Origin of the sequence: Priestia koreensis (assembly GCF_022646885.1) — a bacterium.
Classification (GTDB): Bacteria; Bacillota; Bacilli; order Bacillales; family Bacillaceae_H; genus Bacillus_AG; species Bacillus_AG koreensis_A.
The window spans coordinates 3,895,058-3,908,838 of the sequence record NZ_CP061868.1; the positions used below are offsets into that span (position 1 = coordinate 3,895,058).

Here is a 13,781-nt window from a genome sequence, read left to right on the forward strand (position 1 = left end):
AGTGTACTATAGGAAGATAAAAAAAGCGACAAGGAGACCCCTTGTCGCTTTTATCTATTCGTAATGATTAGATGCTTGCATGACCGTTGTAAATAACACCACGGTTAGCATCTACTGTAATTTCTTGTCCGTCTTTGAATGTTGTTGTTGCATGATCAACACCTACGATAACAGGAACACCAACGCTTAAGCCTACTACAGCAGCATGGCTAGTTAAGCCACCTTCTTCTGTAATAACAGCACTAGCTTTTTCGATAGAAGGCATCATGTCGCGATCTGTTCCGATCGTTACAAGGATGTCGCCTTTTGTCATTTTAGCTTCTGCTTCTTGAGCGTTTTTTGCTACTACTACTTTACCAGTAGCTGTGCGACGACCAATTCCTTGGCCTTTTGCTAATACGTCACCAACAACGTGTACTTTCATTAAGTTTGTCGCACCAGATTCACCGATTGGAACACCAGCAGTGATTACAACTAGGTCACCGTGTGCAACAAGACCTGTTTTCACACCAGCTTCTACAGAATGATCAAGCATTTCATCGATTGAGTTTACGTGCTCACCTATTACTGTATTTACACCCCAAACTAGTGCTAAGCTACGTGCTACACGCTCGTTAGCTGCAACAGCGATGATTGGAGATTGTGGACGATATTTAGAGATCATTTTTGCTGTATAGCCGCTTTCAGTTGGAGCAAGAATTGCACTTACACCTAAGTTCATAGCTGTATGAGCAACTGATTGTCCAATTGCATCTGTAATAGCAGATCCAATTTCCTTGCTGCGTCGATCTAGAATATCACGGTAGTTTAACGCTTGCTCAGCGCGAGAAGCGATTGAGTTCATTGTTTGAACAGCTTCTACAGGGTATGAACCTGCTGCTGTTTCACCTGATAACATGATTGCATCTGTGCCATCAAAGATTGCGTTCGCTACGTCACTTGCTTCTGCGCGAGTTGGACGTGGGTTACGTTGCATAGAGTCTAACATTTGAGTAGCAGTGATAACTGGTTTACCAAGTTCGTTACATTTTTTAATTAGTTGCTTTTGTACTAGAGGTACTTCTTCAGCAGGAATTTCTACCCCTAAGTCTCCACGTGCAACCATTAATCCGTCGACAACTTCTAAGATTCCGTCGATGTTGTCTACGCCTTCTTGGTTTTCAATTTTAGCGATGATTTGAATGTGAGTTGCATTATGCTTTTCTAGTAATGCACGGATTTCTAACACGTCAGATGGACGGCGTACGAAAGATGCTGCGATGTAGTCGATGTCTTGTTGGATACCGAATACGATGTCGTTTGCATCTTTTTCAGTAATCCCTGGAAGGTTTACACTTACGCCAGGTACGTTTACACCTTTTTTGTTTTTCAGTGTACCTGTGTTTAATACGCTTGTTTGGATCTCGTTTTTAGCTTCGTCGATTCCTACTACTTCTAGACCAATTAAACCGTCATCTAAAAGAATTTTTGAACCAACATGTACGTCTTTAATTAATCCAGGATAAGAGATGGAGAACTTTTCAGTTGTTCCAACTACTTCTTCCATTGCAACCGTAATGTTTGAGCCTTTTACTAACTCAATTGCTCCGTTTTCCATTGTATGTGTACGGATCTCAGGTCCTTTAGTATCTAATAAAATACCGATTGTTTTACCTGTTTTTTGTGCTGCTTCACGGATGTTTACGATACGCGCACCGTGTTCTTCAAAGTCCCCATGAGAAAAGTTAAGACGACATACGTTAAGGCCTGCGTCCATCAATTCTACTAACTTGTCCACACTTTCACTAGCTGGTCCAATAGTACCTACGATTTTTGTTTTACGCATTGATTTATCCTCCTTAATTCTTTGGTGCATCTATTTTATCATTGAATTGATAATTCCATTATTTACGAAGCCAATCGTAATATACAACATTGACTGAAATAACGATTAACGTGATTGGGTATGTAAAAGCAAAAATGAATGAATATGTTTCCCAATCAAATTTTACTCTAATTGCTACCCTACTTGCAAATTCATGTTATTACGATACGTTTTTGCCTTATATAAAATAACATGAAGAATGAGTAATGACAATAGACGAGCATCACCTGAAAAAAATGAAAACGCACCCTCTTTTTTTACGTAGAGGGTACGTTTTCCTATTTAACGCTGATGGTATCGTTTTCAGCCGAAAATTGTCCGATTTTTTTGTATTTCAGGTAACGTTGTGAAACAAGCTCTTCTTGGGATAAACCTTGAAGTTCACCTAAGGATTTTTTTAACACTTCATCCATATTTTCACACTGTTCCTCTAGGTTACGATGAGCGCCACCCTTTACTTCAGAGATAATGTCGTCGACAATACCTAGTTCTTTTAGATCAGGGGCTGTAATCTTCATGGATTCTGCTGCTTTTTTAGCTAAAGAAGCATCCTTCCATAGAAGAGCGGCTGCGCCCTCTGGTGAAATAACGGAGTATGTGGAGTTTTCAAGCATATGAATATGATTCCCCACACCAAGTGCTAAGGCACCGCCACTTCCACCTTCACCAATTACGACACAAATGACAGGTACAGTTAAGCCAGCCATCTCAAAAATATTTTTTGCGATTGCTTCACTTTGTCCTCTTTCTTCTGCCGCTTTTCCAGGATAAGCCCCTTTTGTATCAATAAAGCAAATGATCGGACGATTAAACTTTTCTGCCTGTTTCATTAGACGTAGCGCTTTACGGTATCCTTCTGGATGAGGCATACCAAAGTTACGACGAATATTCTCTTTCGTATCTTTACCACGCTGATGTCCAATAACGGTTACAGGAACACCATGAAATTTAGCAATGCCACCGATAATTGCTTCATCGTCACCGTAGTAACGATCACCGTGACATTCAAAGAAGCTCGTAAACAGCTTTGAAATATAATCCGATGTAGTGGGACGTTCTGGATGGCGAGCAATTTGGACACGATTCCAAGGAGTCAAATGGTCATAAATATCCGTTTCCACCTTACTAAGGCGATTTTCTAATTTATCAATCTCAGACGTTAAATCAACATCTGTGCTTTTAGAAAAATCTTTCAGTTCTTGGATTTTATTTCGAAGCTCTACTATTGGACGCTCAAATTCTAATTCTCCTACCACTCAGAGTCACCGCCTTCCATATGAATATCTAGAATATTGGTTAGTGTTTCTTTTAATTGATGACGATGGACGACTGCATCAAGCTGACCGTGTTTTAAGAGGAATTCCGACGTTTGGAAATCTTCCGGTAAGTCTTCACGAATCGTTTGCTCGATAATACGTCTACCAGCAAAACCGATTAGTGCGCCTGGCTCAGCTAGATTGTAGTCACCTAGCGATGCAAAACTTGCAGATACTCCGCCAGTTGTCGGATGTGTCATCATTGAGATAATAAGTCCACCCTTATTGCTTAGCATTTTAAGAGCTGCGCTCGTCTTAGCCATCTGCATAAGACTTAATACGCCTTCCTGCATACGAGCCCCACCAGATGCTGTAAAGATAATAAATGGCAGATTTAGCTCAGCAGCTTTTTCAATCGCTCTTGTAATCTTTTCTCCTACTACTGATCCCATGCTTCCCATTCGGAAACGGGCATCCATAAGAGCTAGTACTACGCGGAAACCATTAATTTCCCCCTCACCTGTTACAACAGCTTCGTTAATATCCGTCTTCTCACGGTCTTTTTCAAGCTTTTCCAGGTAATCAGGAAACTCAAGTGGATTTTGTGACACCATTTCTTTGTCGTACTCCACAAATGTGCCCTCATCTACTAAGCTTTCAATTCGCTCAAAGGAGCTCATCGGATGATGATGCCCGCAGTTCAAGCACACCTTTAAATTTTTATTTAACTCTTTTGCGTACATAATTTTTTTACATTTTTTACATTTCACCATAATGCCTTCTGGAACATCTTGTCTTAGGTTCTCAGATGAAACAGATGCATATTTTTTCTTTTTGACAAATAAATCCTTTAGCGCCAAAGTACACCCTCCTTTATCCTCTTCTAAAATTAATCGTAACGATTAGAAGAATGAAGCTCTTGAGTCTGTATACATAAACCGTTGCTGGGTTTTCTCTTACTTTACAAAAAGACAGCAATAATTGTTGTAGAATGATGACATGTCCTATTCGACAATTTCTACATTTATCAGATCATTATAGACATTTTTGTGTATTTGTAAGACATCATCTTCACTAGAAGTAGCCAAAGCTCGAAGAATCCCCTCGATGTTCAACTGATTTCTCTCAGAAGATGCTGGCTCATTAAACGCTCGGAAATAGCCTTCAACGACTCTCCAAATACGATACAATAGTCGATTCTCGACACGTTGAAATATCCTATCAAAAGCCTCGCTATATTGCAATCCTTCTGCTTGCATTTTTTGTGCAAATTTCTGGATATCGGAAGCAGCAAAGCGATCAAAAAACGTTTTCAATCCAATTTCTTCAATCCAGTATTTCGTTTCGATTAAATCTTGTTTAGCCTTACTATCTTGCAGAAGAAACGTTGCTAAAATATCGATAAACTGATGCTCACCAATTTCTTTAATAAACGTTCCTTCTCCTCTTCGCGTTTCAATAATTCCAATTAATTCAAGAGCTCGTAACGCTTCCCTTACAGAAGAACGTCCCACGCTCATTTTTTCGGACAGTTCGCGCTCAGAAGGAATTTTATCTCCTGTTTGAAGCTTATCTCGTTCGATCATGTGGCGGATCTCCGTTAAAATCTCCATGTACACTTTCGATTTTTCCGTCGTCACTATTAATATCCACTCACTTTACTCAATAATCGCTAATCGTCGAGTTTTCTCCGCCACTTCTGCTGGATCTACTTTGATTCTTGCCACACCTGTTTCCATTGCTGCCTTCGCTACAGCTGCTGCAACAGCAGGCGCTACACGCGCATCAAACGGAGCCGGAATAACATAGTCAGCCGTCAATTCTGCTTCACCAATTAGATCAGCAATTGCCTCTACCGCCGCCATTTTCATTTTTTCATTGATGTGCGTAGCACGAACATCTAATGCACCGCGGAAGATACCAGGAAATGCCAGTACGTTGTTTACTTGGTTAGGGAAATCTGATCGACCAGTTCCAATAACCATTGCGCCTGCTTCTTTCGCTTCTTCTGGCATAATTTCTGGTACGGGATTTGCCATGGCAAAGATAATGGGATCCTTCTTCATCGATTGAACCATTTCAGACGTTAAAGCACCCTCTACTGAAACACCAATAAAAACATCTGCGTCTTTAATAACGTCAGATAAGGAGCCTTCCGTTTTCTCATGATTCGTATATTTTGCAACTTCTTCTTTTACACTATTCATACCGTGTGTACGACCTTCAAAGATAGCGCCTTTTGAATCACACATCACGATATTTCGTACGCCGTATGTGTAAAGCAATTTAATGATCGCAATACCCGCTGCACCTGCACCGTTGGCAACTACTTTAATATCGGACATTTTTTTATTGACAAGTTTTAATGCATTTAAAAGACCTGCTACGGTTACAATGGCTGTGCCGTGCTGATCGTCATGAAAAATAGGAATATTCGTTTCCTTCTTCAGACGCTCTTCAATGACAAAGCAGTTTGGCGCCGCAATGTCTTCTAGGTTCACACCACCGAAAGTAGGCTCAAGTAGTTTCACCGTCTCTACTATTTTATCGATGTCGGTTGTGTTAAGACAAATTGGAAATGCATCCACGCCTGCAAAGCTCTTAAATAGCACTGCTTTTCCTTCCATTACAGGAAGAGCAGCTTCAGGGCCGATATTTCCAAGGCCCAATACAGCTGTTCCATCAGAAACAACGGCAACCATGTTGCCTTTCATCGTATATTCATACACTTTATTTTTATCTTCATAAATATCTTTACAAGGCTCCGCTACTCCTGGGGAATAAGCAAGGCTCAAGTCTTCAGCATTTCGAACCGGAATCTTTGACTTTGACTCTAATTTTCCTTGGTTGATACGATGCATATGTAGTGCTTCTTCGCGTAATGACACGCTCGATCACTCCTTACTATATTGGAAAAATACTTTTTTATATTTACTCTATAGTGGTCTGACCACTTTTGACTATTCTACCATATAACAACCTTCGGAAGATGTAAACTATAATTTTTTTATCGCGACGTGATCACTTCCAAGCTGATTTTTAAGGAGCGTCATTAGCTCATCATTCACCTCGACCCGATAGTCTCGTGGAAGTTGAACAAGTTTTTTTTCACTTTCGTAATACACCATGACAGGCGTAGAACCTTGTGATGCCACAAGGTGATGTTGAACATCACGCAAAATTCCCTGCTTCTTTTGCTCATCTGTTATTTTCAAATATAAAAGATCTGTTGGTGATAATGATTCAGCCGCCTCGAGATGCTGAATGACGAGCTGGCGCTTATCATCTCGCTCCTCAATTTTTCCGGCTATAAGTAGTACGCGCCCTTTTTGAATAAGCTCCGCGTATTTTCGGTAAACACGTGGAAAGACAACGCCTTCTAATTCACCTGTTTCGTCCGTTAGTGTAAGAAAAGCCATCTCTTCACCTTTTTTCGTGCGAATGACTCGGTCATTTGTCACCATGACTCCTACGCTTAACGTTGTACCTGAAGGCGCTAGGAGTAATTCATAAATTGGGGTTGTTTCTTGATCTTGAAACACCTCTTTATATAGCGAAACAGGATGACTTGATAAATAAAATCCTAACGTTTCCTTTTCCTGCTCAAGCTTCTGCTGCTGCGTCATCGGCTCTACTGAAACATACTTTGGCTTTAAGTTCAATTCTTCATCAAAGAACAGATCATCACTCACTAACCCGGCATGTTCAATCGCTACATCAATAGAGGCCAAGAGGGTAGCACGCTCTTCGCCAAATTCGTCGAAGCAGCCCGCTAAAATGAGTGATTCAATTACACGTCTGTTAACGATTTTTAGCGATACTCTCATGCAAAAATCGAACAAATCCTGAAACGGTCGTTTTCTTCGCTCTTGAAAAATCTCCTTCAATACCGTTCCTCCAACATGCTTAATAGCGGCTAGACTGTAGCGCAATGATTGGTTTTCAGCATAAAAGTTAAAACGACTTTGATTAATAGAAGGTGGCAAAATCCGAATATCCCGTTGCTTCGCTTCGTATATATACTGAGATAATTTATCCTCATTCCCAATGGCACTCGTCAAAAGAGCCGAAAAGAAATGCTGAGGATAGTTCGCTTTCAAATAAGCAAGCTGATAGGCAATCATACTATAGGCAACCGCATGACTTCGGTTGAACCCGTAATCAGCAAAACGAACAATTAAATCATATATATCATTCGCCGTTTGCTCGCTATACCCTTTCTGAAGAGACCCTTCAACAAAATGTGTGCGTTGTTCTTGCAACGTCTGGCGATTTTTTTTGCTGACGGCGCGACGTAACAAATCTGCTTCTCCTAATGTAAAACCTGCCATAAGGGAGGCAATTTGCATAATTTGCTCCTGATACACAATTACTCCATACGTTTTATCAAGTATTTTTTTTAGGTCAGGGTGTGGATATTCCACTGCTTCACCCGAATGCTTCCGCTGTATATAAACTGGAATATTTTCCATCGGACCCGGACGATAAAGCGCATTGACCGCCACGATATCTTCTAGACTTGTCGGCTTCAGACGTTTTAGCACGTTACGCATGCCTTCTGATTCAAGCTGAAAAACACCTGTCGTATCGCCTTTTGTAAGGAGACGATACGTTTGGGCATCATCGAGTGGAATGTCATCGAGAATGAGATCGCGTCCCGTTTCGTGTTTAACTCCTTTTAAAATATCTTGAATAATCGTAAGGTTTCGAAGACCTAAAAAGTCCATCTTTAGTAGACCGATGGACTCTAAACTTCCCATCGCAAACTGCGTTAAATACACATCGTCATGACCGTCTTCGACAGGCGTATGATCTGTTAGAGGACGATCACTTATAATGACTCCCGCCGCATGTGTAGACGTGTGGCGAGGCAACCCTTCAATACTTAACGCCGTCTCATACCATTTTTTTCTCGCTTCGGACTGTGCTAAAAACTGTTGAAGCGCGGGAACATCACGGTAAGCGGATTTTAATGTCGTCCCTACACGGTTGGGAATAAGCTTTGATAGCTGATTTACTTCTGCTCCCTCTATCCCCATCGCTTTCCCCACGTCTCGCACCGCGGCCTTTGCTGCTAACGTACCAAACGTAATAATTTGTGCCACGTGATGTTTGCCGTATTTTCCTGCCACATATTGAATCATTTCGTCTCGTCGATTGTCAGGAAAATCAATGTCGATATCCGGCATCGTAACACGCTCTGGATTTAAAAAACGTTCAAATAGAAGCTCATGCTCGATCGGATCTACGTTCGTAATATTTAACACATACGCAACTAACGAGCCTGCTGCAGATCCACGTCCAGGCCCTGTAATAATTTGCTGACGATGTGCGTAATCCATAAAGTCCCATACAATGAGGAAGTAATCGCTAAAACGCATATTGGTAATAACCGAAAGCTCATACGATAATCGCTCAGAATACGCCTGCGTTACGTTTGCTACTTTAGCTTCCAGCCCTTTTTGACAAAGCATCTCTAAGTAGTCATCTGCACTTTCCCCGTTAGGCGTTGAATATTTAGGTAACAGCGTTCGTCCTAAATCCAATGTCACATTACATTCATTCATAATGCGAACCGTATTATTGATCGCCTCTGGAAGATCATGAAACAAATCCATCATTTCCGCAGAACTTTTCAAGAAATGTTCCGTTGTTTCGAGCCGTTTTCGTTCGGAATCATCAATCGTTTTTCCTTCTCCGATTGCTGTTAAACAGTCATAGGCCATATGATCTTCCCGCCCTAAATAACGAACGTCGTTTGTAGCAACAAGCGGAACATCATGTTCATTCGCAAAGGAAAGAAGGCGCTCATTCAAATCATCTTCTGCAGCTCCATGGCGCTGCACGGAAAGATAAAAATGCTCACGACCAAACGTCTCTGTGAAATAAAGCAGCGCCTTTTCTGCTTTCTCCTTTTCTCCGCTAAACAAAAACTGTTCAATTTCTCCGCTTTTTCCTGGGGTAATTGCAATTAGTCCACTTCGATAATTGACGAGCCAGCTCTTTTTAACTCCACTAAACTCTGTTGTCTTCGCAGCACTGCTAAGTTTTAATAAATTTCGGTATCCTTGCTCATTTTTAGCAAGAAGTACTAATGGATATGCCTCTCCTGTAGGGTTTTGATCATCCGCTAACACAGAAGCTGTTAATCCTATCACTGGTTTCAAACCACGCTCTAGACATTTTTGATAAAACGTTATCGCCCCGTACATTACATTTTCGTCTGTAAGGGCTACTGCCTTAAATCCGTCCTTGTCAGCTTGATCAACAAGCCTTTCAATTGTCACAGCGCTATTCAATAGACTAAAGGCACTTTGTACCTGAAGATGAACAAACGTCATGTTCATTCCCACCCTTACCACATAAATTTTCTTATTCTTATTATAAATTTTGTGGGACAAACAGACAAATTACATATCTTTTTTAGTTTGTCCATATATATGTAAAGAGACTAGCACATTCATCATCTTCTGCTTATAAAGTAAATCTAGTATGTTAAAAAGAAGGAGTGAACACACGAAGTGAAAGATGACTTTATGTCCTTATTTATTTTAAGTTATTTTATCGCATTAGGCGTCATTATAGGGGGATCGTTCGTCGGAGCATTCGGTGCTTTTTTAATTAAAAAGCCTCCCCTTTATTACATGTACACACTCTCTAGCAATCTACGAATTTGGGCACTTGTTGCTGCTATCGGAGGAACGTTTGATACCTTCTATAGCTTTGAACGGGGAATTTTTGAAGGTGCTACGAAAGATGTAGTGAAACAAATTTTATTTATTCTTTCTGCTATGGGAGGCGCCCAGACTGGTGCCCTTATTATTAAATGGTTTACACAGGAGTACATCCATTCATGAGAATGCCAGATGCCAACCAATATAAATCTCCTGGGTGGCAGCGTTTTTTTGCCGGTTTATTTATAGGTGCTCTCATTAGTTGGGGTGTTTTTCTCATGATTTATGGAATTCTTCAAGATCAACAAATTAAAACGATTGTCAAACAAAAAAATCAGATTGAAAGTCTTAGTCAAGAAATTGCCCTATGGAAGAACAACATTGAGGAGCTCAATAAAGAAAAAGAACACGATTTAATGGTGCAAGCGATTAAAGTGAAAATTATTAACGGAGAGCGCTATAAGCTAGACTCCTACTCTTCGTATTTAATTCAAGAAGGCGTAAAAGAAGAGATTGAACATCTCGTTTCAAAGGATATCTATGACGTATACAAAACGAAAGATTTACTAAAAAAGGCGATTGAAAACAAAAACTATGAAATTAATAAAATGAAGTACACAGTGGAAGTACATCAAGTTCTGTTCTATACAACGCTTTCCATTGAGTTAAAAATCAAAAGCGCTAAAAATGATATGTAAAAAAGAGCCATTTAGACCAATGGCTCTTTTAAACATTTATTGCATTTCTTCACTCTATTCCGCACACAATGCTTCTAAATCTTTCAGCATCGGGGTAACTTCATCCCACGAATAGATGGAGGCACCAGCTGCAAGTGGGTGCCCTCCCCCCTTGTATTTGCGCGCAATTTGATTAATAACAGGTCCTTTTGAACGCAGGCGAACGCGAATTAAGTTCTCTTCTTCAACGAAAAACACCCAAGCTTTCATTCCCTCAATGTTTCCAAGAATACTCACGAGCTGTGATGCTTCACCAGCCGTTACTTTGTAGCGCTTCAGCATATCTTGAGTCACGATCATATGCCCTACTCCTGATGACTCTAACACAAAATGTTGTAAGATGTGCCCCTGCAAATGGGCAAGATTACGCTTTGTTCGGTACAGCTGATCGTATAAGTCTTGGATTTTAAAATCATACTCCATTAACTCGCTCGCATATCGCATCGTTTTAGGCTTCGTGCTTGGAAATAAAAATCGCCCTGTGTCCCCTACTATTCCGGCAAAGATCAGCTGTGCTCCCCGATCACTCAAAGTGAGCTGATCTTTATTCTCTAAATAAAATTCGTAAATCATTTCACTCGTTGAGCTGGCTGATGTATCAACTTTAAGCTTATGACCATACGGATCTTCGTTCGGATGATGATCAATTTTAATTAGATACTTTCCATTTTTATATCGCTGATCACAAACGCGCTCTTGATTAGCCGTGTCACATACAATAACAAGAGCCTCGTCGTATACGTCATCTGCGATTTCATCCATTCGATATAAAAAATTCAACGTAGGTTCTTCTTTTCCTACGGTATAAACATTTTTTTGTGGAAAAGAAGCTTTTAAAATTTCAGCTAATCCACACTGTGAACCATAAGCGTCCGGATCTGGTCGCACGTGGCGATGAATAATAATCGTATCAAATTCTTTCATAATGGATAATAATTGATCGTTCATATGTATCTCCCTTAATGTTGAGCTTTTTTACAAACAAGCATTGGCACCAACCAAATACAAATCGGCAAGTTTTTCTTTATTAAATCACAAAAAAACCATTTTGTTAAAGAGAAGTTTCTTAAAGTATAGAAGATTCTAGTAATTTTCGCTACAATAAAAAGAAACGCTATTGCTAAAAAATGGAGGAGTGCCATGTTAGTATTTGCGGTCTTAATTATTGCCTCACTTGGTGTCTATTTATTTTACAAAGCAAAGTATTTTCAGTGTAAAAAACCGATGGAAAAACAGTGGCTTTCAGCCAAATCCAGCATTGCATTAGGTTTCTTTGTTTTTATGTTTGGCGTTAACCAACTGATTACCGCTAGCGTGCCTTTGACAGTTGGAGTAGGCATTCTCTTTCTCCTTGTGGGCGGTGGAAGCATGTGGGCAGGCATCCGTGCTTATAAATACTATTTGCCGCTTGCTCTAAAAGAAGCGGGAAAATAAGCGCCACAGCCTTTTTGTACGACAAGAAAACATATGAAAAAGCGACCTTAATGAACTAAAGAGGTCGCTTGTTTCTTATGTGCGGTCTAACAGTTGCGCCATCATCAGAGCCTTTCCAACAAGAACACCTTCATTAAAGACTTCCACATCGATTTTACCTGATTTCCGTCCAAGTTCGAGGAGCTTCGGATGAACTTCAAGCGTACTATCAATTTGCACCGGTTTGATAAAGTAGATCGTCACGTTTTCGATGACTAGATCTCCCTTTTTATAAAAACGGAGAACGCGATTTGCAGCTTCCGTTACAACAGTGGTAAAAACCCCATATGAAATCGTACCCATATAATTCGTCATTTGAGGGGTAACTTCACATTGATAATACGCCTCTCCTTTTACTTCGGTAATATCAACGAACTGATTCGTCACAATATCATCTATCGTTTCCCCGACCTGCGGCTGACGCTGAATCATTTGCAACGCCTTTAATACGTCCTGTCTGCTAATGATCCCTTCTAATCGATGATTATCATCTACTACAGGTAGTACCTCAATTCCTTCCCATACCATCATATGAGCAGAGGAAGCAACCGACGTCTTTCGGTGAACAACAAGCGGATTTTTTGTCATTACTTTTTCAATTGCAAGTGCAGGATCAAATCCCATGACGTCTTTTGATGTTACCATTCCCTGAACCTTTAAGTTCTGATCCACAACTGGGAAACGACTGTGCTTTGTTTCCTCATTGCAGTCGTACCATTTGCTGATTGTATCTTGCGTATTCAAAAAAACCGTGTCCGATACCGATGTTAAAATATCCTCAACGAGTACAATTTCCTTCTTAATAAGCTGATCATAAATCGCACGGTTAATCATAGTAGCAACCGTAAACGTATCGTAGGTCGTCGAGATGATCGGAAGCTTATGCTCATCTGCTAATCTCTTCACACGTTCATCTGTATCAAATCCACCTGTAATTAGAACCGCAGCTCCCGTTTCCAGTGCGAGCTCATGTGCTTGGGTACGATTACCGACTATCAACAGATTTCCTGCTTCCGTATAGCGCATCATGGCTTCCAGCTTCATTGCCCCAATGACAAATTTATTCAGCGTTTTATGCAGCCCTTCACGTCCACCTAGCACTTGTCCATCCACAATATTTACAACTTCTGCGTAAGTTAGCTTTTCAATATTCTCTTTTTTCTTGCGCTCAATTCGTATCGTTCCTACTCGTTCGATCGTTGAGACATATCCTTTGTTTTCCGCATCCTTAATAGCGCGATAAGCCGTACCTTCACTTACTCCAAGCACTTTTGCTACTTGACGAACAGAAATTTTTTCCCCAATCGGTAGCGAGTCAATGTGTTGCAGTATTTGTTCATGCTTTGTAGCCAAAATAGTTCACCCTTTTATTTTCACTTTTGTAGATATCTCTTCTTTTACGTTCTTATTTCTCTACTATTACCTATTATAAGGGTGAGAGTAAACCTTTTCAATTTCTGCCGCCCGTACTTTATTGTCCTCGCTGCCTAATTACTCGCTTACCTGTACGTTTAGCTTTTGTTCTAGCAGGCTGCGGACGACGGTACAGTAGGGAAGATACGTTCCCTCCAATCACTAAAAGTGCAAGCAGCATCCATGATAATCCAAAGACTCCTTGTACACTTTCCGTGTTTAGTTGTATTCTTGGTACTGCATAGTACAGCATAACCCCACATAAAAGTAATGACACTTGTTCTTTTTGCTTCACGCCAACTCCTGCCCTTCTCGTAAATTCACCTCTTCTAAAAGCGGATGTTCACAAAGAGATGCGTACTAC

12 protein-coding genes are annotated in these 13,781 nt (G+C 40.5%); 3 read left to right on the top strand and 9 right to left on the bottom strand.

The genetic code is table 11. The features are described from left to right. Window positions 1-67: 67 nt before the first annotated feature. The 6 genes from pyk to dnaE all read right to left on the bottom strand — a co-directional run bounded on the left by pyk (window position 68) and on the right by dnaE (window position 9,461). Complete coding sequence (pyk, locus tag IE339_RS20455; protein WP_242170700.1) at window positions 68-1,825, bottom strand: pyruvate kinase; 1,758 nt, start codon at window positions 1,823-1,825, stop codon at window positions 68-70. 317 nt (window positions 1,826-2,142) lie between these two features. Beyond that, window positions 2,143-3,120, bottom strand: coding sequence for an acetyl-CoA carboxylase carboxyl transferase subunit alpha (accA, locus tag IE339_RS20460; protein WP_242170702.1), 978 nt, complete (start codon window positions 3,118-3,120; stop codon window positions 2,143-2,145). Continuing rightward, window positions 3,114-3,980 (bottom strand): acetyl-CoA carboxylase, carboxyltransferase subunit beta, encoded by an 867-nt coding sequence (gene accD, locus IE339_RS20465; RefSeq protein WP_242170703.1) that lies wholly within the window; start codon window positions 3,978-3,980, stop codon window positions 3,114-3,116. The genes accA and accD overlap by 7 nt, the downstream gene beginning before the upstream one ends. 144 nt (window positions 3,981-4,124) lie before the next feature. Next, window positions 4,125-4,760 (bottom strand): FadR/GntR family transcriptional regulator, encoded by a 636-nt coding sequence (locus IE339_RS20470; RefSeq protein WP_242170705.1) that lies wholly within the window; start codon window positions 4,758-4,760, stop codon window positions 4,125-4,127. 18 nt (window positions 4,761-4,778) lie between these two features. Continuing rightward, window positions 4,779-6,008 carry an NADP-dependent malic enzyme gene (locus tag IE339_RS20475; RefSeq protein ID WP_242170708.1) on the bottom strand — a complete coding sequence of 410 codons (1,230 nt, stop codon included), beginning with the start codon at window positions 6,006-6,008 and terminating at the stop codon, window positions 4,779-4,781. A gap of 108 nt (window positions 6,009-6,116) precedes the next feature. After that, window positions 6,117-9,461, bottom strand: a complete 3,345-nt coding sequence (dnaE, locus tag IE339_RS20480) for a DNA polymerase III subunit alpha (RefSeq protein ID WP_242170711.1) — start codon at window positions 9,459-9,461, stop codon at window positions 6,117-6,119. 195 nt (window positions 9,462-9,656) lie between these two features. Here dnaE and IE339_RS20485 point away from each other — a divergent pair, with 195 nt between their 5' ends. Then, the gene (locus IE339_RS20485) at window positions 9,657-9,977 is read left to right on the top strand and encodes a sporulation membrane protein YtrH (RefSeq protein WP_053401051.1); all 321 of its coding nucleotides are present in this window, start codon (window positions 9,657-9,659) and stop codon (window positions 9,975-9,977) included. Further along, the gene (ytrI, locus tag IE339_RS20490; protein ID WP_242170714.1) at window positions 9,974-10,492 is read left to right on the top strand and encodes a sporulation membrane protein YtrI; all 519 of its coding nucleotides are present in this window, start codon (window positions 9,974-9,976) and stop codon (window positions 10,490-10,492) included. Before IE339_RS20485 ends, ytrI begins: the two co-directional genes overlap by 4 nt. A 54-nt stretch (window positions 10,493-10,546) precedes the next feature. Here ytrI and IE339_RS20495 read toward each other — a convergent pair whose 3' ends face one another. Beyond that, window positions 10,547-11,479, bottom strand: coding sequence for a DHH family phosphoesterase (locus IE339_RS20495; protein WP_242170716.1), 933 nt, complete (start codon window positions 11,477-11,479; stop codon window positions 10,547-10,549). A gap of 192 nt (window positions 11,480-11,671) precedes the next feature. Here IE339_RS20495 and IE339_RS20500 point away from each other — a divergent pair, with 192 nt between their 5' ends. Continuing rightward, window positions 11,672-11,965 carry a YtpI family protein gene (locus tag IE339_RS20500; protein ID WP_242170718.1) on the top strand — a complete coding sequence of 98 codons (294 nt, stop codon included), beginning with the start codon at window positions 11,672-11,674 and terminating at the stop codon, window positions 11,963-11,965. 75 nt (window positions 11,966-12,040) lie between these two features. Here IE339_RS20500 and IE339_RS20505 read toward each other — a convergent pair whose 3' ends face one another. Both IE339_RS20505 and IE339_RS20510 read right to left on the bottom strand, forming a co-directional pair. Then, the gene (locus tag IE339_RS20505) at window positions 12,041-13,357 is read right to left on the bottom strand and encodes a CBS domain-containing protein (RefSeq protein ID WP_242170720.1); all 1,317 of its coding nucleotides are present in this window, start codon (window positions 13,355-13,357) and stop codon (window positions 12,041-12,043) included. A 118-nt stretch (window positions 13,358-13,475) separates the two neighbouring features. After that, window positions 13,476-13,712 carry a hypothetical protein gene (locus IE339_RS20510; protein WP_242170722.1) on the bottom strand — a complete coding sequence of 79 codons (237 nt, stop codon included), beginning with the start codon at window positions 13,710-13,712 and terminating at the stop codon, window positions 13,476-13,478. Window positions 13,713-13,781: the final 69 nt, after the last annotated feature.

What these genes read in the sequence shown, in the direction of transcription:
- pyk (WP_242170700.1), bottom strand. Translation starts at nt 1,825, where the DNA reads ATGCGTAAAACAAAAATCGTAGGTACTATTGGACCAGCTAGTGAAAGT.
- dnaE (WP_242170711.1), bottom strand. Translation starts at nt 9,461, where the DNA reads ATGACGTTTGTTCATCTTCAGGTACAAAGTGCCTTTAGTCTATTGAAT.
- IE339_RS20485 (WP_053401051.1), top strand. Translation starts at nt 9,657, where the DNA reads ATGTCCTTATTTATTTTAAGTTATTTTATCGCATTAGGCGTCATTATA.
- ytrI (WP_242170714.1), top strand. Translation starts at nt 9,974, where the DNA reads ATGAGAATGCCAGATGCCAACCAATATAAATCTCCTGGGTGGCAGCGT.
- IE339_RS20495 (WP_242170716.1), bottom strand. Translation starts at nt 11,479, where the DNA reads ATGAACGATCAATTATTATCCATTATGAAAGAATTTGATACGATTATT.
- IE339_RS20500 (WP_242170718.1), top strand. Translation starts at nt 11,672, where the DNA reads ATGTTAGTATTTGCGGTCTTAATTATTGCCTCACTTGGTGTCTATTTA.